Genomic DNA, 18,259 nt, shown 5'->3' with positions numbered 1-18,259 from the left:
CGTCGGCCGGGCCGGCCGTGGCGTCAGGATATACCTAGCTTGGCTAGAAACTCTACAATCTACGGTTCTCTGCCAGGAACCCGGGGAACCCGCCGTCAGAACGACGCCGCGTGCTCGAAGTGCAGCTGCAGCGGCTCGACCGGCACATCGAGGTTCGCTCCTCCGCGGTAGCGGGTGCCGATGTGACGCGACGGGAGCCGGGAGTTTCCGGCCCCGAACAGCCGCTCGCGCAACGTCCCCGAGGTGGCGCCCTCCTCCGGCAGGCGTCCGCGGCGACGCAGCTCCGGGACCACCAGCTCGGCGAAGTCGCGCGCCGTGTCGAAGGAGTGGTACTGCCGGAGGTTGATCCCGTCCAGACCGTCCTCATCCAGCCAGCGCTCGATCTCATCCGCAACGGTCTTCGGATCGCCGACGACGAGGAACCGCTCGTCGCGGCCCACCTTGATGAAGTCGAGCGCCTGCCCGACCGTGGTGTCGAGCGGCAGGTACGGCACCTTCTCCGCCGGGAACTCCGCTCGGGCCAGCGCCTCGCGCACGGTGATGTCGCGCGGGAACGCGGTCAGGTCGACCGGCAGGCTGCTGTGCGCGAGGATGCCGTCGAGGCTCGCGCGCTCGCGGTACAGGCGCCACTTGTCCTCCGCCTCCTCCTGCGTCCGGCCGACGATGACGCCGGCCATCGCGATGAAGCGGATGTCGTCGCGCTCGCGACCGTGCCGCACGGCCGCCTCGCGCATCCCGTCGGCATTGCGTCGGAACTCGTCGCTCGTGCGTCCGCCGGTGAACACCACCTCGGCGTGCCGGCCGGCGAACTCGGTGCCCGCGGGCGACCCGGTCGCCTGGAACAGCGTCGGCGTCCGCTGGATCGAGGGATGGACGATGTGCGGCCCGGCGACGCGGAACCGCTCCCCGACGTGGTCGATGTACCGCACCTTCGACGGGTCGGTGAACACCCCGGCCGCGCGATCGGCGACGACCGCGTCGTCATCCCACGAGCCCTCCCAGAGCTTGTAGAGCACGTCGAGGTACTCGTCGGCGTAACGGTACCGTTCGTCGTGCGGAACCTCGCCGTCGAGGCCGAAGTTGCGGGCCGCATTGGGCAGGTACGAGGTGACGATGTTCCAGCCGATGCGGCCCTTGGTCAGGTGATCGAGCGTCGACATGCGCCTGGCGAAGGCGAACGGCGGCTCGTAGGTGGTCGAGAACGTGACGCCGAATCCGAGCCGCTCGGTCACCGCGGCCATCGCCGGGACGAGCAGCAGCGGATCGAGGTTCGGGCTCTGCAGCCCCTCCCGCAGCGCCGTCTCGGGTCCGCCACGGAAGACGTCGTACGCACCGATCACGTCGGCGAGGAAGATCCCGTCGAACCCGCCGTGCTCGAGCAGCTGCGCCAGCTCCAGCCAGTAGTCGAGGTCGGCGAAGCGCTCCCGGTTGTTGCCCGGCAGCGTCCACAGGCCGTGCGTGATGTGGCTCACACAGGCCATCTCGAAGAGGTTCACGAAGAGCTGCTTGGGTTCGCTCATGCGGCGGTCTCGCTTTCAGGGGTGGTGGCGGCTCGCGCGGCCGGATCGAACTCCGGGATGGCGGCGATCAGGGCACGAGTGTACGGGTGCGCGGGCCGTTCGAAGACATCATCCGGCGAGCCCTCCTCCACCACCACCCCGTCCTTCATGACGAGGACGCGGTCGCTGAGGTGACTGATGACGCCGAGGTCGTGCGAGATGAAGAGATATGCGACGCCGGACTCGCGCTGCAGCTCGGCGAGGAGGTCGAGGATCTGGGCCTGGATGGTGACGTCGAGCGCCGAGACGGCCTCATCCAGCACGATGACGTCCGGGCGCGGCGCGAGCGCCCGGGCGATGGCGACGCGCTGCCGCTGGCCGCCCGAGAGCTTGAGCGGGAACCGCGGGAGGACGTTCGCGGGAAGGCCGACCTGCTGCAGCAGTTCGAGCACACGCGCGCGCCGCTCCTCTGCCGACGGGAACCGCTCGGAGCGCAACGCGTCGAGCAGGATGCGCTCGACGTTCCAGCGCGGATCGAACGAGCTCAGCGGGTCCTGATACACGACGGCGATGCGACTCCGGAGACCCCGCCGCCGGCTCTCGGCGAGCGGCGCCCAGGGCTGTCCGAGCAGCCGAACGGTGCCACCGTCGAGGGCCTCCAGTCCGAGCGCGAGACGCGCGGTGGTGCTCTTGCCCGATCCGGACTCGCCCACGATGCCGAGCGTCTCCCCGGCGCGCAGCGAGAAGGAGACGCGGTCGACAGCCGTGGTGACCGTGCCGTCGGAGGTGTGGAACCGCTTCACCAGATCGGTCGCCTCCAGCACCACGGCGCCGGCCGGCGGCTTGGTCGGCACCGCGGCAGCGCCCGGAGTGAGGGCATGCCCGCGGGTCGCCTCGCCCGGAACCGCGGCGATCAGCGCGCGCGTGTACTCGTGCGCCGGCGCCCCGAGCACCTGGCCGGCCGGCCCCTGCTCCAGCACGTCGCCGCCCCGCATCACGAGGATGTGGTCGGCCAACCGCGCGACCACCGAGAGGTCGTGGCTGATCAGGATCACGGAGGCGCCGCGCTCCTTCATGAGCTCGAGCTGGTCGAGCACCTGCGCCTGCACGGTCACGTCGAGCGCGGTGGTGGGCTCGTCCGCGATCACGATGTCCGGATCGAGGGCGATGGCGGAGGCGATCAGAGCGCGCTGCCGCAGGCCGCCGGAGAGCTGGTCGGGCCGCTGTTTCGCTCGGACGGCCGGGAATGGCACGCCCACGCGCGTCAGCAGGTCGAGCACGCGCTCCCGGCGCGCCCGGCGCCCGCCCCAGCCGTGCAGGCGGAGCGCCTCGTCGATCTCCCGTCCGACCGGGCGCAGCGGGTCCAGCGACACCAGCGCATCCTGCAGCACGAAGCCGATGTCCCGGCCTCGGATGCGCTTCCACTCGCGCGGGCCAAACCCGCGGACGTCCTCGTGGTGGACGGTCAGCTCGTCCGCCTCGACCACCGCCGAGCGGCCCGCGAGGCCGACCAGCGAGCGGGCCGTGACCGACTTGCCCGAGCCGGACTCGCCGACGATGGCGACGCACTCGCTGGGCCGCAGGTCGAAGCTCACGCCGTGGACGACAGGACGCAGCGCGCCGTCGACCCGGAACGCGGTGCGGAGGTTGCGCACCCGCAGCCGGGTCGCCGGCCAGTCCAGCTCCTCCACGATGGCGTCGGTCTCCGTGGCCTCCGTGCTCTCCGTACTGATGCTCACGACCTCTCTCCCTTCTCCAGGCGCGCCTGGATGTGCCGTCCGATGGTCGTCGCGGCGAGCGCCACGGCGACGATCACGAGTCCGGGGATGACGACGAGCCACCACGCCGTCGTCAGGTACTGGCGCCCCGCATCCAGCAGGGCACCCCATTCCGAGGCGGGCGGCGCGACGCCGAGACCCAGGAACGAGAGGCTCGACGCCCACACGATCGATTGCCCGATCGACAGCGCGAACACCGCCACCAGGGGCCGCAGGGCGTTCGGCAGGATGTGCGCGCGCAGGATGCGCCAGCGCGAATGCCCGAGCGCGGTCGCCGCCTCGACATACCCGGAGTGCCGCGCTCCGAGGATCTGCCCGCGGATCATCCGCGCGTACCCGGGGGCGGTTCCGATGCCCACCGCGAAGACCTGCGTCGCGGCGCTCGGCCCGGCGATCGCGATCAGCAGCAAGGCGAGGAGGAGGGCCGGGAACGCGAACAGGATCTCCACGAACCGGTCGATCACGACCGCCACCGGCTTCACCCCGAGGGCGGCGAGCGTGCCGAGCACGAGCGCGAGACCCACACTGACGGCCGCAGCTCCGAGCCCGATGGTCAGCGAGTCGCGGGCGCCCCAGATCACGCGGGTGTAGAGGTCGCGGCCGGACTCGTCCGTGCCGAAGGGATGCGCGAGGCTCGGCTGCTGCAGCGCCGCCTGGTAGTCGATCGCCGTCGGAAGATGCGTGGTCAGCGTCTGCGGCGCGATCACGGCGACCAGCAGGAGCACGGCGAAGGCGACCGCGAGCACCAGCCCCCACGGCACGCGACCGAGACGGGTGGCGAGCGTCGGGCGGACCGCCGCGGCGGCGGGGGACGGAGGCGTTCCGAGCGCGGTCATGTCAGCTCCAGGCGGGGGTCGATGACGGTGTAGACGACGTCCACGATGAGGTTCGCGGCCACATACACGACGGCCACCAGGGTGACGATGCCGGTGACCACGGGGAGGTCCTGCGCGTTGACCGCGCTGACCAGCACCGAGCCGATGCCCGGACGCGAGAAGATCGACTCCACGATCACGGCACCGGAGAGGGTCGCGCCCAGCGCCCAGCCGGAGAGCGTCACGGCCGGGATGACCGCGTGCCGGAGCACGTGCCGCAGCCGGATGCCCCACTCGCCCATCCCGCGCATCCGCGCCGACAGCACGAACGGCTGATCGAGCGACCGCTCGAACTCGGTGCGCACGCTCTGCGCCATGAACCCGGCGAGCGGGATGGCCAGCGTCAGCGCCGGGAGCACGATCCCCGCGGGCGAGGATCCGCTGATGATCGGGAACCAGTGCAGCCCGAGGCCGAAGACCAGGAGCAGGATGATGCCGAGCCAGTAGGCGGGGAGCCCGGCGGTCACCACATCCACCGTCGACCCGAAGGCCGTCAGCCGCGGCCCGCGACCGGCCGTCAGCGTGACCCACGCGACCATGATCAGCCACGCGAACGCGATGGCCGTCAACGAGAGGGTCAGCGTGCTGCCGAGCTGCTCGCCGATCACCGCGGTGACCGGCCGGTACTGCTGGTACGAGGTGCCGAAGTCGCCCGACACCAGCCCACGGAGGTAGTCGAGGTACTGCACGATCACCGGCTTGGTCAGCCCGTACTGCTGGTTGATCTGCGCCAGCTCCTCCGGGGTGCGCGCCTGCGCCTGGCCGGCCCGGATGTTGAGGATGGTCGTCGCGCGGTCGCCGGGCAGCGCCAGCTGGGCGAAGAACGCGACGGTGGCCGCACCCCACAGCACCACGACGGCGGCGCCGATCTTGCGCAGCAGCGTGATCGCGACCGCGCGACCCCGGCGGGGCCGGATCGCGTTCTGCGCGATCGGCCCCGTCGTGACGCCCGTCGTGGTGGCGGCGGTCAGCTCACTTGACGAAGTAGGCGTCATAGAACGTCGGTCCTCCCTGTGCGTTCTCCTGCCACACCCCGCGCAGCTTCGGCGCGACCGCGAGCGTGCTCAGCCGGTCGTAGACGCCGATCGACAGCGCGTGCTCGGCGATGTAGTCCTGCGCCTTCTCGTAGGCGGCGTTCTGCGCCTCCACGGTCGGGGCCGAGTTGCCGTCGAGGATGTACTTCTCGAGCGTCGGGTCGTTGTAGAACGCGGCGTTGGAGTAGTTGGGGTGGTCAGGGGTCGACGGACGCCAGTTGATGTAGAGGATGCCCGCGGTGACGGCCGTCCAGTAGCCGGCGGCCAGGTCGTGGGTGTCCGGGCCGGAGTACTTGCCCGAGAAGAACTCGCTCTGCGGGACCGGCACGAGCTTCACGTCGAAGCCGACCTTCGCGGCCTGCTCCTTCACGCCCTGCAGGATGGCCGCGCCGTCCGCGTTGATGATCGAGCCTGCGCCGTACGGCAGCGAGACGGTCAGCTTCGTGCCGTCCTTCTCGCGGACGCCGGTGCTGCCCTGACGCGTCCACCCGGCCGCGTCGAGCAGCGCATCCGCCTTCTTCAGGTCCTGGCTGTACCAGTCGGCCGCCTTCTCGCTGTAGCCGGGCGTCGCCTGGCTGACACCCCCGTTGCCCTCGAACGGGATGACTCCCCGGCCGATGGTGTCGACGATCTGCTTGCGGTCGAGGCTGTAGGCGAACGCCTGACGGACCTTCTCGTCGGTGAACGGACCCTGCTGCGTGTTGAACGAGATCTGCTGCGGACGGCCCGGCGTCACGTACTTCTCCAGCTGGTAGCCACCGGACTTCAGCGTGCTCCACTGGACGGCGGGGACGTCGTAGATGGCGTCGACCTGGCCGCCCTGGAGCGCGGCGACGCGGGTGGTCGGGTCGGCCACGAACTTCCAGTCGATCTCGTCGACGTAGGCCGCGCCGGTGTGCTTCGCGTTGGCCGGGGGCGACGTGTAGTCCTTGTTCTTCTTCAGGATGATGTCCTGACCGCGGTTCCATTTGTCGACGATGAACGCGCCGGAGCCGATCGGCGCCTCGCAGTTCTGCTCCTTGCTGCGGGTCTCGAGCGCGTGCTGCGACTGGATGCCGAAGTAGCCCTGCGACAGGTTGTCGGCCAGGCGCGGGTACGGCCGGGAGAGGTCGATCTGGAGGGTGGTGTCGTCGATGGCCTTCGCATCCTTGTAGTAGCCGTCGAGCCAGACCAGCGCCGTGCTGTTGCCGCCCTTCAGCCAGTAGTCGAAGTTGTAGGCGACGGCCGCGGCGGTGAGCGGCGTCCCGTCGGTGAACTTCACGTCCTTCTTCAGGTCGAAGGTCCAGGTCAGTCCGTCGTCGGACTGCTTCCAGGAGGTCGCGAGCCACGGGACCACCTTGTGGTCCTCATCCAGCGACGTCAGGTTATCGAGCACCTGGTACGAGAGATAGGCCTGCTCGATCCAGCCGCCGAACACGCAGGCCGGTTCCTGCTGGTGGGCGTACACGATGGTGCCGCCGTCGACCTTGGTGCCTCCGCCTGCTGCGGCGTCGGAGCCGGAGGCGCAGGCGGACAGCGCCAGCGCGCCGGTCAGGACGACGGCTGCGGCGCCGAGGGAACGGGTGGGACGGGAACGCATGGGGACTCCTCTGGCATCGGGGGATGCGCATCAGGATGCGGGAGTCCGCAAGCGGCGTCGATGCTGCGTGTCCTACTGTTTCGCCGACGACACATGCCGTCACGGACGCTTCCGCGCCGCGCCCTCCGGCGCTATGGGCTCAGTGCGAGAGCAGCGACTTGAGCACGATGACGACCACGCCGAACAGCCCGGTCACCACCGCCCCCACCAGGCAGACCCACACTCCGCGGCCGCGCACGCGGAAGACCAGGAACCCGAGCAGGGCGAGGAGCAGGACGCACAACCAGAGGGCCAGGAAGACGCCGGCAGTGGCGGAGAGGATGTGCAGCGAGGCGAGGAGCAGGGGGACGCTCGGGATGACCGCGGCCTCCAGCATCCCGCTCGACTCGAACAGCGCGTGCCGCAGCGAGTCGCGCATCCGGTCGCCCAGGCGGTCGGCGTCGCCGTGGAACCCGAGCGCGTCGGAGTACACGTGTGCCATCCAGAACACGACGATGCTGACCAGGCTGAACACGAGGATCTGGACGGCCGAGCCGCTGTCCTCATTGTCGACCGAGGTCGCCGCGATCACGCTGGCGTAGACGATGGTCCCGTAGATCGCCGCGGGTGTTCCCCAGTGCCGCCACAGCGCGCGGTGGACCCGCACGCCGTCGTGCTCCTCGATGGGCGGGTTGAGGTCCATGGATCCCATGGCACCCATTGTGTCCGACGGAGAGGGCCGCGCGCCTCTGTCAATCCGTGGACGGTTCGGAGGTCAGGTCCCGCCGCTGAGCGAGCACGCGCGGAGCTCGCCGTCGGCCGAGACGACGATGCCGTCCGGCAGGTCGAAACCCGGGGGCGCGTAGATCACGCCGCCCCCGATCGTGCGTCCACGTGGTTGGAGGCCGGTCAGCGCCTCTGGCCCGACATCGTCTCTGCGCGGAAGGTCGCCGCACGTGAAGTTGCGATGGTCGTACTGGACCCGGGTCGGGATGGCGCGCGGCCACCAGTCGGCGGTCGCGGCGTGGACCTGCACGAAGAACGTCGCGACTCCCACGAGCACGGCACCGCAGACGACGCCGATCACCACCGCCGGCCAACGCCTCCGGCCCCGTGGTCCGCTCACCCGCCGCTTCCCTGCCTGACCTGACGCACCCAGGGCGAGAGGACGTTCTGGCCGGGTTTCGGGGTGTCGATGAAGCCGTTCAGGTTCACCTCGAATTCGTCGCCGTCGGGCACTTCTGTGCGCACCCAGGTTCCGCCCGAGCATGCGGCGCCGGAGCGCTCCGGCGTGCCGTCGGTGTACGCGAGGCAGATGCCGAACGGATGCGTGCCGCGCAGCAGGTAGATGTCCCAGCCGTCGGCCCTGCCCTGGTAACGGGAGGTGGACATGTCGCCGCCCTGGACATCCGGGATGAGGTCGGTCGGGATGCGGTCCTCCGCGGTGCGCTTCCCGTCGAACGGCGTCGGCGGGAACACGCACCCGCTCAACCCCACCGCGACCACCGCCGCCATCGCCGTCGCGAGAACCCACCGCCGCATCGCGTACCCCCGAACGGCACGCTAGCAGCAGCCGGCCCGGCGGCCCAGCGCCCGGCGGCACGTCCGCACAACGGGAGGTGAGTGGCTCGATGGCGGGGGCCGCAGAAACGGAGGCGATCTGGCCCGATGCCTGCCCTGGACGCCTCCGTTTCTCGGCGGCGCGCGGGCGCATCCTGCTTTTCTCCTCCCTTTGCGACGCGGCGGTGCGCCGGCGGGGCGGGGGCGGAAAGGGAGGCGATCCGGCCCGACGCGCCGTGGATCGGCCACGAAGGGAGGGAGTCCGAGACGGGAGGGCCGGGATGTCCTCCATTTCGGGCACGGGCGGACGCCGCGACCGACCCTGGCCCAGCCGCACGGGCACGGCTACCGTGGCGGGCATGAGCCCGTCGAAGAAGTCCGAGACGTTCCTCGAGGTGGAGGGGCGGGAGGTGCGCATCTCGAGCCCCGACAAGGTCGTCTTCCCCGAGCCCGGGCTGACCAAGCTCGACCTCGCGCAGTACTACGTCGCGGTCGCGGAGGGAGCGCTGCGCGGTGCGGGCGGCCGCCCGATGGTGCTGAAGCGCTTCGTGAAGGGGCTGACGCAGGAGCCGTTCTTCCAGAAGCGGGTGCCGGAGGGGCACCCCGACTACATCGACACGGCGACGCTGCACTACGCCAGCGGCACGTCGGCGGAGGAGGCGGTGGTCCGGGATGCGGCCGGGCTCGCGTGGGTGTCGAACCTCGGCTGCCTCGACCTCAACCCGCATGCCGTCCGGGCCGAAGACCTCGACCATCCCGACGAGCTCCGCGTCGACCTCGATCCGATGCCGGGTGTCGACTGGTCGCAGATCGTGGACGTCGCCTTCGTCGCCCGGGAGGTGCTCGACGATCACGGGCTGGTCGGCTGGCCGAAGACGAGCGGGTCGCGCGGCCTGCACATCCTGGTCCGCATCGCGCCCGAGTGGGGGTTCGCCGACGTGCGGCTCGCGGCGGAGACGCTGGCCCGCGAGGTCGAGAACCGCGCGCCGGGGCTCGCGACGGCCCGGTGGTGGAAGGAGGAGCGCGGCGAGAGCGTCTTCGTCGACTTCAACCAGAACGCGAAAGACCGCACGGTGGCATCGGCCTACTCCATCCGGCCGCTGCCCGACGCCCGCGTCTCGACCCCGCTCGACTGGGACGAGGTGCGCGATCGGCGACCGGAGGAGTTCACCGTCCGGACGGTGCTCGACCGATTCGCGGAGCGCGGCGACCCGCACGAGGGCATCGACGACGCGGTCGGTTCGCTGGACGCCCTGCTCGCCCTCGCGAAGAAGCTGGGGCCGGCCGAGAAACCACCCCGCAGCGGGGACGGCGCCGGCCGCCGCGTCTCGCAGATGCTTCTCATCGAGGTCGCCCGCACGAAGACGAGGCCAGAGGCGGTGGATGCGCTCGAACAGTGGAAGGCCGCCCACCCGGACGTCGCGGCGAAGCTGCACCCGGCGGACGAACTGGTCGACGGGATGCGCGGCTCCAGCTCGCTCTGGTACCGCGTCCGGGTGAACCTGCAGCATGTTCCCGAGCCCGATCGCCCGGAGCAGGAGCCGCTGATCGCCGACTACGACCCGTGGGCCGGCCGGCAGTGGCCCGGCCGGGAGTAGCCGGCACCCCTCCCCGCGCTCAGCCGCTCAATCCGCTCGCGACCAGCTCCACGTACTCCCGCATCGCCGTGTCGTCGGGCGCGTTGTTCGGGTTGACCTCGGTCAGCACGATCCCGGCGAACCTGTCGCTGTCCGAGGACACGCGCAGGCTGGCCACGACCTCCTCGACGCTCAGCCCCCAGGGAGCCGCGTCGGGGTTGGGCATGTTCGCCAGCGGCAGGTGCAGGTGGCCCAGCACGTCGACATCGAAGTGGACGACGAAGCGCTCCCCCGCCGCCTCCACCGCTGCGAGCGCAGCTCGCGCAGCCTCCACGGCATCCACGTGGATGCGCGTCGCCGGAACACGGACGAGTCCGAGCTGCTCCACCAGGGTGCGCTCGAGGTCGTCGCCGTCCTCCGGGAGCGCATCGCCGTAGAGGACCACCTCGTCCGGGCGCAGTAGCGGAGGCTCCCCCTGCAGCGTCGTCAGGATCGGGTCGCTGCCCGGAAGAGCCAGCAGATGCGCCACCCCCATCGCGTCGACGTTGCCGTAGGCGATGCGACCGGGCGTGTACAGGTCGGGACCGCCGTCCACGTACAGCAGCGCCGTCGGCGCACCCGCCCGTCGGAAGCCCGCCACAACGCCGAGGGTCACGGTGCAGTCGCCGCCGATCACCAGCGGTGTCCGCCCGGCGCCGATCACCGCAGCCACCGCGCCCGCCGTCTCCACGGCGACCCGATGCACCTCGCCGATGTTCTGCCGGTCGGGATTCGCCGGGTCGGGTCGCCGCCGGAAGCCGGGCACATCCCCATAGTCGCGGAGGTCGTGTCCCCGATCGCCGAGCAGCCCGATGAGGCCCGCGTCACGGATCGCGGCCGGCGCCAGGTCCATGCCGGGCGTGTGACCGCCGGCACTCGACGGCACACCGACGACTCCCCAGTGTCGTGACCTGCTCACGCCCTCATCGTACGAGCGGACGGTTCGCCGGTGGAGGGGCTGCCGCCCGCATCCGCGCCGCCCCCATCCGCGCCCGCATCCCCGCCGCCCGCGCCCTCGTGACCGATCGCCCGCAGGCTGCGGTCGAGCACGGTGATCAGCAGGAAGACCACCGAGATGCCGATGACGACCCAGCCGAGCACATGCAGGCCACCGGTGGTGGCGTGGGCTCCGTAGACGTTGCCGTAGACGACGGAGGCGACGATGGCGCCCAGGTAGAAGAAGGTGCGCAACAGCCCGGCCGAGGACGCGATCCGCTCCGGCTCGGCCTGGTGGTACAGCGTGTTCTGGATCGCGAGATTGTTGAGTCCCTGCGGGATGCCGAGCACGAGCATCGTGACGACGAGGAACCAGATCGGCGTCGTCCCGCCCATGAACAGCACGAGGATGCCGGCGGCGAGCTGCGCGATCGAACCGATCAGGAGCTTCCAGAGCACCTCAGGACGACGGCCGAACGCTAGCGCGACCCCGATTCCCGCGGCGAACACGGGCAGCAGCACGAGGCCGGCCGCGGTCGGGCTGAGCGTCCGGCCCTCCTCCAGCCACTGCGTGAACCCGTAGACGAACGTGTAGGAGATCGTCGCGGTGAGCAGCGAGCGCGTGTACGTCAGCAGCAGCGGCCCGTTGCCGCCGAGCACGCGCAGATCGATGAAGGGCGCGTCCACCCGCAGCTCCCACCAGACCAGGCCAAAGCCCGCGACCAGCGCCACGGCGACCATCCACAGGTTCGCCACCGAGATGTTCTGCAGGAAGACCAGCAGGGCGAGCATCGTCACCGCGAAGAAGAGGATGCCGAGGCCGTCGATGCGGGGGCGCTGGTCGCGCGGTGGCTCCAGGCCCGTCGTGCGCGGGAGGAGGATCCAGCCCAGGATGACGCTGGCGACGCCGAGCGGAAGGTTCACGGCGAACGTGGCGCGCCATCCCCACGCTCCGATGAGCAGACCGCCGAGGGTCGGGCCGATCACCGCGACCGTCTGCGTCGTCACCGAGAGGACCGTGAGGATGACGGCGGGCGACGCGACGCCGGTGCGCTGACCCTCCGCACGGATCATGTGCATCGCCGCCGGATAGCCCGCACAGGTGCCCAGTCCCAGCACGACCCGGGCGACCACCAGCCACCAGATGCTGTCGTGGGACGCCGGGATGAGGAGGCCGATCGCGCCCGCCACCGCCACCAGCGCGCCGCCCGCGAGGAACAGCCGCTTCACGCCGTAGATGTCGACTAGCCGTCCGACCAGCGGCTGGCCGATGGCCGTGGCCAGGTAGAGGGCGGACACCAGCCACACGGTCTCGGACGCCGGCGCCCCCAGCGCGATCCCGATGGGGGCGAGCGCCACCGCGATGATGGCGGTGTTGATGGGGTTGAGGACCGCCCCGAGCATCATCGGCGCGAGCAGGCGCCGATCGAAGCGGTGGGGCGGCGGTGGCTTGAGCGCCATCAGTCGAGGATCCGTTCGAGGATGGCGGTCGCCGCCGCGAGGGTGATCAGCTCTGCCTTCGACGCCTGCTCGGACAGCGCCTGGTCGAGCCAGGCGAGGCCCGCCTCCTTCTGGCCGGCCACCTGCGCCCATCCCGCCTCGGTCAGGTCGACGATCTGCCGACGACCGTCGTTCGGGTCCTGGCTGCGGGTGACGAAACCCAGCGCCTCCAGCGCCTCCACGATCGCCGCCATCGACTGCGGACGCACCCGCTCGGCCATCGCCAGCGCGCTCACCGTCGACACGCCACCCTTGCTCAGCCGCGACAGGGCCGATGCCTGCGATGGCGTGATGGCGTCGGATGTGGCCTCGCGCAGCTTGCGAAGAAGCCGGGCGAGCACCGCCCGGAGGTCGACGGCGATCTGCTGCGGTGTCACATCCGGTTGACCTGTGCTCATATCGACAGTCTAAACTGCACAGTTGTACCTGTCTAGATTCGCCGAGAGGATCCCCGATGACCACCGCCCTGCTGCTGATGGACTTCCAGAACGGCATCGCCGGCCGCCCCGGCTTCGAGCCGACGGTCGAGGCTGCCGCCCGAGCCCTCGCCGCCGCACGCGACCACGGCATCCCGCCGGTCTTCGTCCGCGTCGCCTTCCGTTCCGGCTACCCGGAGGTCGCCGCCTCCAACCTGGCGTTCGGCGGCCGCGCGGCGAGCGCCGGCGACGCCATGCTGGTCGACAACCCTGCGACCCAGGTCGTGGACGCGCTCGCACCACGCGGCCAGGAGCCGGTCGTGGTGAAGAAGCGCGTCTCCGCCTTCGCGGGAAGCGACCTGGAGGTGCTGCTGCGCGGCCTCGGCGCCGACGAGCTCGTGCTCGCGGGCATCGCGACCAGCGGCGTCGTGCTGTCGACGCTGCGCCAGGCGGCCGACCTCGACTACCGGCTCACCGTGCTCGCCGACGCGTGCGGCGACGCCGACCCCGAGGTGCACCGCGTGCTCACCGAGAAGGTCTTCCCGCGTCAGGCCGCCGTCACCACCGTCGACGAGTGGGCCGCGGCGCTCTGAGTCGACGCGCGCCTCACTCCAGCCGGACCACCACCGGCTCGTACGACCACGGGCCCGGGCACTGACCCCACAGGCCGGCGCGCTCCGAGTGGATCGGAATCTCATGCACGGCGTCGTGGAGCACTGCATCCTGCGTCGCCACGACCACGCGGACGGTGTCGGGCTGCACAAGGTCGCTGTCGAGGTACGGCGCTCGCTGCGGCACCTCGTAGCTCGCGTCGGCACCCGCCGCCACAACCGCCGGCTCGCACTCGGCCCCGAAGCACGCGGAAACGGTCGCGTCTGGGGGCAGCACGTGCTCGAACACCACCGCGATCGGCGAGGAGTCCAGATATCCGATCGCCGGGCACGCGTCCAACACACAGCCCGACAAGGCGAGGACCGCCGCGATCCCCGCTCCGACGGAGGATGTGACTCTGCCCCGGCGTCGTCGCATGCCAGCAGGGTAGCGCGCGGGCTTCCGGGCATGCGGGACGGGGGCGGCCTCCGATCCGGACATGGGGCACGATGGGGGGATGACGACCGCACGCGTGATCTCGGTGAACAGCGACGGCGACCACCGCTTCTCGAAGCCGCCGCAGGAGTCCATCACCCTGGTCGCCGGCCTCGGTGTCGAAGGGGATGCGCACTTCGGGGCGACGGTGCAGCACCTCTCCCGCGTGCGGCGCGACCCGACGCAGCCGAACCTGCGCCAGGTCCACCTCATCCACCGCGAGCTCTTCGACGAGGTGACGGCCGACGTCGCGCCCGGTCAGCTCGGCGAGAACGTGACGACCGATGGGATCGAGCTGCTGGGCCTTCCGCGCGGCACCCGCCTGCATCTGGGCGAGGAGGCCGTCGTCGAGCTGACCGGGCTGCGCAACCCGTGCGTCCAGATCGACCGGTTCGAGCCCGGCCTGCTCAAGGAGGTCGTGGGCACCGACGCCGACGGCGCCACGGTCCGGAAGGCCGGGGTCATGGCCGTCGTCGTGACCGGCGGCGTCGTGCGGCCCGGCGACGCCATCGACGTGCGCCTTCCGGCGGAGCCGTTCGAGGCGCTCGCACCGGTCTGAGCCGCCGACTCCCGCGCTCGAAAGGGAAATGGAACCTTTTCGCCCCGTCCGGACATCTCTCTATAGGGACACGGATCAGGACGGCGAGAAGGGGCGCCCGCTGAACGTGCATCCCTGCTCCGGGGGCCCGAACTTCCGTCCACCGGACGAGGACCGGGCCGCGCACCGTACCGGGGGGTTGGTGCGCGGCCCCCTCGTGGGCACGGAGCGCTATGCCGCCGATCGCGCGGCGGCCGGACGACGGCGGAGAGACGCGTCGCCGACCTCAGGGCCGCGGTAGACCATGTCCATCGCGCCGATGCTCTCGCCGGGCGGCACGATCGCGTCGATCCGGTCGAGCACGTCGTCCGACAGTGCGACATCCACCCCGGCGAGCGTGTCCTCCAACTGCTCCATCGTGCGCGGTCCCGCGATCGCCGAGGTGACGCCCGGGTGCGCGATGACGAAGGCCATGGCCAGGTGGGTGAGCTTCACGCCGACCTCGTCGGAGAGCTGGATGAGCTCCTCGACCGCCGCCAGCCGGCGCTCGTCGCGGAAGTGACGCATCCCCGTCCGGGTCGACCGGAAGTTGTCGTTCTCGCCTCCGGCCCGGTAGCGGCCGGTGAGCGTTCCACCGGCCAGCGGGCTGTAGACGAGGGTTCCCATGCCGTAGCGCTGGGCGACCGGGAGGACCTCGCGCTCGATCTCGCGGTCGAGGATGGAGTAGTTCGGCTGCTCGGTACGGAACCGCTCGTAGCCGCGGCGCTCCGACATCCACTGCGCCTCGACGATCTCCGAGCCGCGCATCGAGGACGAGCCAATCGCCCGCACTTTGCCCTGCCGCACCAGGTCGGTGAGTGCGGAGAGGGTCTCGTCGATGTCGGTGTCCGGGTCCGGTCGGTGCAGCTGGTAGAGATCGATGCGGTCCGTCTTCAGGTTCCGGAGCGAGCGCTCGACGGCCTGCATGATCCATCGCCGGGATGCGCCGCGGTGATTGATGTCGTCGTCGACCGGTCCCCAGAACTTGGTGGCGAGCACGACGTCGTCGCGGCGGCCGGCGATGGCCTCGCCGACGACCTCCTCGGAGTCGCCGTAGCGGTCCGCGGTGTCGATGAAGTTGATGCCGGCGTCGAGCGCGCGGTGGATGACGCGGACACCGTCCGCACGGTCGGGGTTTCCGAGCGACCCGAGCATCATCGCGCCGAGCGCGTACGGGCTGACCTTGATGCCGGTGCGGCCGAGAGTTCGATACTGCATTGCTTCTGCTCCAGATGTGATGAGGCCGTGGCACGGCCGTCTGCCGTGCTCTAGAATCCGAAGAAGCGGAACGTCACTCCGGATACGTCGAACTGTACCGGAACAGCGTTCCACTTACAACACCCGTCGTTCCAGCCTGCCCACCGGAGGAGTCGCCATGGCCGCCAGCACCCGCACCTCGGCGACCTCGGACGCCGTCGCGCCCGCGGCGAACCGGCCGAAGCGCTCCGACGCCCGCCAGAACGTCACCGCGCTGACCGAGGCCGCCAAGGCGGTCTTCGCCGAGTCCGGAGTGGAGGCACCCGTGCGCGCCATCGCCGACCGCGCGGGCGTCGGCGTCGGGACGCTCTACCGGCACTTCCCCCTGCGATCGGACCTCATCTCCGCGGTCTTCCGCGCCGAGATCGACGCCTGCGCCGACGCAGCGACCGAGATCGAGGCGACCTACCCGCCGGGCGAGGCGCTGGATCGCTGGATCATGCGCTACACGCAGTTCGTCGGCACGAAGCGCGGCCTCGCCGCAGCGCTCCACTCCGGCGACCCCGCCTACGAGCCGCTGGCCGACTATTTCTCCACACACCTCGCCCCGACGCTCGATCGCCTCCTCGCCGCGGCGCGGGCGGCCGGCGACATCGAGCAGGAGGTGGATGCGGCCGAGCTGCTCGGCGCCGTCGCCAACCTCTGCCACGGCACCGGCCCGAAGGGCGGGGTCTCGCCGCGAGCCGACCGCATGGTGCGCATCCTGCTGGCCGGGCTGCGGGCCCCTGCCGACGAGGTCTGAGCGGTCCGACGCGGCCGCCGATCCGTCAGGCCGGTTGGGCGAGGAGTTCCGGATAGCCGGCCGTCGTGAGCCACTCCCGCATCGTTTCGCGGCTCTGGGAGAGGCAGCGCAACCGCTCCTCGACGCGCGCGAGTTCCTCCGCGACCTCTCCGGCGACCGTCCGGGTGCACTGAGCGGCGGACACGGTTCCCCGCACGCCCTCCATGTCGAGGAGCATGCGGATGAGCCGGGTCGTCATCCCCGAGGCGAGCAGGCCGCGGATCCGCAGGACGGTGTCGACCTCCTCTTCGGCGTAGTCCCGATATCCGTTGGGCGACCGCGTCGACTCGAGGAGCCCCTGCTCCTCGTAGTAGCGCAGGAGACGGGTGACGACACCCGTGCGCCGGGAGAGCTCACCGATTCTCATGCCGTTCCTCCCCATCCTCTTGACCTTCTCATCGATGTCAATGTTTACGGTACGAGCATGACAGCATCCCCGGCAAGCATCGCCTCGTCTCCGACCGCCCGCACGCGGACGCCGCTTCTGCTCGGCCTCGGCCTCGCCCTGTTCGCCTCCGTCAGCACCGAACTCCTCCCTCCCGCGCTCATCCTCGGGATGTCCTCGACCCTCGGCGTCGACGCATCAGCCGTGGGCGCGCTGGTCGCGGTGTGGGCCGTGACGATCGTCATCGGCACGGTGCCCGCCATGCAGGTCACCCGGCACCTTCCCCGCAAGCCGCTTCTGGTCGTTTCGCTCGCCGTGCTCGCGGTCGCGACCGTCGTCGTCGCCGTCGTCCCCGTCTTCGCCGTCGTGGTCGTGGCACGTCTCGTCTCGGCGCTCGCGGCCGCCGTGTCGTGGTCGGTCGTCTTCGCGTACGTTCCGATGCTGACGCCGCCGGAACGGCTGGGCCGGGCCATGGCCGTCGTCCTCGGTGGCGGAACCCTCGCATCCGTCCTCGGGGTCCCGGCGGGCGCCGCCCTGGCCGCGGCGGGTGCGTGGCAATGGGCTTTCCTGGGCGCGGCCGGCCTCGTGATCGTCTCCGCCCTCGTGCTCGCCATGGGCCTTCCCCGGCTGCCGGGAGCAGCTACGGGAGGGACGCGGACCCGCTCCCTCGATCGCTCGGCGATCCCGGTGGCCGCGCTCCTCTCGGCAGGCGCGCTCCTGTTGACGGGGTACATGACCCTGTACGCGTACATCGTGCCGGTGCTGGGCGCTGCCCGGATCGGTCCGGACGGTGTCGGTACCGTGCTGCTCATGGCCGGCCTCGCCGGCGCCGTCGCACTCCTCCTCGGCGGAGCGCTGAGCGACCGGTATCCGGCGACCGCACTGCTTGCCCTGGTCGCCGCCGTCCCTGCTGGCATCCTGCTGATCACCGTCGCGCCGGCATCCGGACTCCCTCAGCCGCTGGCGACGGCGGGCACCGCGCTCGTCGGGTTCGGGATCGGCGGCCTGCCTCCTGTCCTTCAGGCACGGATGGCGAGGACGGCGTCTGCGACGTTCCGCTCGACGGCGACCGGCCTCTTCGTCGTCGTCCTGAACATCGGGATCGCCGCCGGCTCCGCGATGGGCGGCGTTCTCATCGCGACCTCAGGGCGCGGCAGCGTAGCGCCCGTCGCGCTTCTGCTGGCGGGAGCCGCGGTGGTGGCATTCGCCGCTCTGGTCGCACGTCCCGCTCACGGGCGAACTTTCCCCTAGTGTTCCGGCGACATCGGTGCGACCATATGAGGGTTCGCCCCAGACCCCGGCGATGCTGTCCCCGAATTCCTTCGGCGCGTCATCCGGGTCGGGCCCGGGTGACCGTCGTTCGGGTACACCGCCATCCGGGTCCCGCCGCGGCAGGCGTAT

Annotated in this window: 19 protein-coding genes; 5 read left to right on the top strand and 14 right to left on the bottom strand. The window is 70.9% G+C overall.

The features are described from left to right. Positions 1-95: 95 nt before the first annotated feature. The 8 genes from H284_RS0112130 to H284_RS0112095 form a co-directional block, all read right to left on the bottom strand. Positions 96-1,520, bottom strand: coding sequence for an NtaA/DmoA family FMN-dependent monooxygenase (locus H284_RS0112130; RefSeq protein ID WP_020076445.1), 1,425 nt, complete (start codon positions 1,518-1,520; stop codon positions 96-98). Beyond that, positions 1,517-3,238: a dipeptide ABC transporter ATP-binding protein gene (locus H284_RS0112125; protein WP_020076444.1), complete on the bottom strand. Its 1,722-nt coding sequence runs from the start codon at positions 3,236-3,238 to the stop codon at positions 1,517-1,519. Before H284_RS0112125 ends, H284_RS0112130 begins: the two co-directional genes overlap by 4 nt. Next, positions 3,235-4,113, bottom strand: coding sequence for an ABC transporter permease (locus tag H284_RS0112120; RefSeq protein ID WP_020076443.1), 879 nt, complete (start codon positions 4,111-4,113; stop codon positions 3,235-3,237). Before H284_RS0112120 ends, H284_RS0112125 begins: the two co-directional genes overlap by 4 nt. Continuing rightward, positions 4,110-5,147: an ABC transporter permease gene (locus tag H284_RS0112115; RefSeq protein ID WP_020076442.1), complete on the bottom strand. Its 1,038-nt coding sequence runs from the start codon at positions 5,145-5,147 to the stop codon at positions 4,110-4,112. Before H284_RS0112115 ends, H284_RS0112120 begins: the two co-directional genes overlap by 4 nt. Further along, on the bottom strand, positions 5,125-6,765 hold the full coding sequence (locus H284_RS0112110; protein WP_020076441.1) for an ABC transporter substrate-binding protein: 1,641 nt from the start codon (positions 6,763-6,765) through the stop codon (positions 5,125-5,127). Before H284_RS0112110 ends, H284_RS0112115 begins: the two co-directional genes overlap by 23 nt. A 139-nt stretch (positions 6,766-6,904) precedes the next feature. Beyond that, positions 6,905-7,456, bottom strand: a complete 552-nt coding sequence (locus H284_RS0112105) for a hypothetical protein (protein WP_018192543.1) — start codon at positions 7,454-7,456, stop codon at positions 6,905-6,907. A gap of 63 nt (positions 7,457-7,519) precedes the next feature. Then, a complete protein-coding gene (locus H284_RS0112100; RefSeq protein ID WP_231371201.1) occupies positions 7,520-7,870 on the bottom strand; it encodes a hypothetical protein in 351 nt (116 codons plus the stop codon). Continuing rightward, positions 7,867-8,286, bottom strand: coding sequence for a hypothetical protein (locus H284_RS0112095; protein WP_155885494.1), 420 nt, complete (start codon positions 8,284-8,286; stop codon positions 7,867-7,869). Before H284_RS0112095 ends, H284_RS0112100 begins: the two co-directional genes overlap by 4 nt. 377 nt (positions 8,287-8,663) lie before the next feature. On the opposite strand from H284_RS0112095, the gene H284_RS0112090 reads away from it, so the two are divergent. After that, positions 8,664-9,902 (top strand): DNA polymerase domain-containing protein, encoded by a 1,239-nt coding sequence (locus tag H284_RS0112090; protein ID WP_020076438.1) that lies wholly within the window; start codon positions 8,664-8,666, stop codon positions 9,900-9,902. A 19-nt stretch (positions 9,903-9,921) separates the two neighbouring features. On the opposite strand, the gene H284_RS0112085 is transcribed toward H284_RS0112090, so the two are convergent. From H284_RS0112085 to H284_RS0112075, 3 genes are read right to left on the bottom strand one after another with little or no spacing between them, the layout of a single operon-like run. Continuing rightward, positions 9,922-10,839 (bottom strand): arginase family protein, encoded by a 918-nt coding sequence (locus H284_RS0112085; RefSeq protein ID WP_231371200.1) that lies wholly within the window; start codon positions 10,837-10,839, stop codon positions 9,922-9,924. Continuing rightward, positions 10,836-12,317 carry an MFS transporter gene (locus tag H284_RS0112080; protein WP_020076436.1) on the bottom strand — a complete coding sequence of 494 codons (1,482 nt, stop codon included), beginning with the start codon at positions 12,315-12,317 and terminating at the stop codon, positions 10,836-10,838. Before H284_RS0112080 ends, H284_RS0112085 begins: the two co-directional genes overlap by 4 nt. Then, on the bottom strand, positions 12,317-12,754 hold the full coding sequence (locus tag H284_RS0112075) for a MarR family winged helix-turn-helix transcriptional regulator (RefSeq protein WP_231371199.1): 438 nt from the start codon (positions 12,752-12,754) through the stop codon (positions 12,317-12,319). The genes H284_RS0112080 and H284_RS0112075 overlap by 1 nt, the downstream gene beginning before the upstream one ends. Positions 12,755-12,810: 56 nt before the next feature. Here H284_RS0112075 and H284_RS0112070 point away from each other — a divergent pair, with 56 nt between their 5' ends. Further along, complete coding sequence (locus H284_RS0112070; RefSeq protein ID WP_020076435.1) at positions 12,811-13,365, top strand: cysteine hydrolase family protein; 555 nt, start codon at positions 12,811-12,813, stop codon at positions 13,363-13,365. Between the two features lie 13 nt (positions 13,366-13,378). Here H284_RS0112070 and H284_RS20195 read toward each other — a convergent pair whose 3' ends face one another. Then, complete coding sequence (locus H284_RS20195) at positions 13,379-13,726, bottom strand: hypothetical protein (RefSeq protein ID WP_231371197.1); 348 nt, start codon at positions 13,724-13,726, stop codon at positions 13,379-13,381. Between the two features lie 154 nt (positions 13,727-13,880). On the opposite strand from H284_RS20195, the gene H284_RS0112060 reads away from it, so the two are divergent. Beyond that, positions 13,881-14,417 (top strand): MOSC domain-containing protein, encoded by a 537-nt coding sequence (locus H284_RS0112060; protein ID WP_020076433.1) that lies wholly within the window; start codon positions 13,881-13,883, stop codon positions 14,415-14,417. Between the two features lie 210 nt (positions 14,418-14,627). Here H284_RS0112060 and H284_RS0112055 read toward each other — a convergent pair whose 3' ends face one another. After that, positions 14,628-15,653 carry an aldo/keto reductase gene (locus tag H284_RS0112055; protein ID WP_020076432.1) on the bottom strand — a complete coding sequence of 342 codons (1,026 nt, stop codon included), beginning with the start codon at positions 15,651-15,653 and terminating at the stop codon, positions 14,628-14,630. A 157-nt stretch (positions 15,654-15,810) separates the two neighbouring features. Between H284_RS0112055 and H284_RS0112050 the strand changes: the two genes are divergently transcribed. Continuing rightward, positions 15,811-16,434 carry a TetR/AcrR family transcriptional regulator gene (locus H284_RS0112050; RefSeq protein ID WP_020076431.1) on the top strand — a complete coding sequence of 208 codons (624 nt, stop codon included), beginning with the start codon at positions 15,811-15,813 and terminating at the stop codon, positions 16,432-16,434. A gap of 25 nt (positions 16,435-16,459) precedes the next feature. On the opposite strand, the gene H284_RS0112045 is transcribed toward H284_RS0112050, so the two are convergent. Beyond that, entirely contained in the window at positions 16,460-16,840 is a 381-nt protein-coding gene (locus H284_RS0112045) for a MerR family transcriptional regulator (protein ID WP_020076430.1), read from the bottom strand. Between the two features lie 57 nt (positions 16,841-16,897). Here H284_RS0112045 and H284_RS0112040 point away from each other — a divergent pair, with 57 nt between their 5' ends. Next, positions 16,898-18,109: an MFS transporter gene (locus tag H284_RS0112040; RefSeq protein WP_020076429.1), complete on the top strand. Its 1,212-nt coding sequence runs from the start codon at positions 16,898-16,900 to the stop codon at positions 18,107-18,109. Positions 18,110-18,259: the final 150 nt, after the last annotated feature.

It is taken from the genome of Cryocola sp. 340MFSha3.1, from assembly GCF_000383315.1.
In the GTDB taxonomy this organism is placed as follows: Bacteria; Actinomycetota; Actinomycetes; order Actinomycetales; family Microbacteriaceae; genus Leifsonia.
The sequence above is the reverse complement of the archived record's forward strand: the minus strand, read 5'-3'. Positions and strand labels throughout refer to the sequence as shown.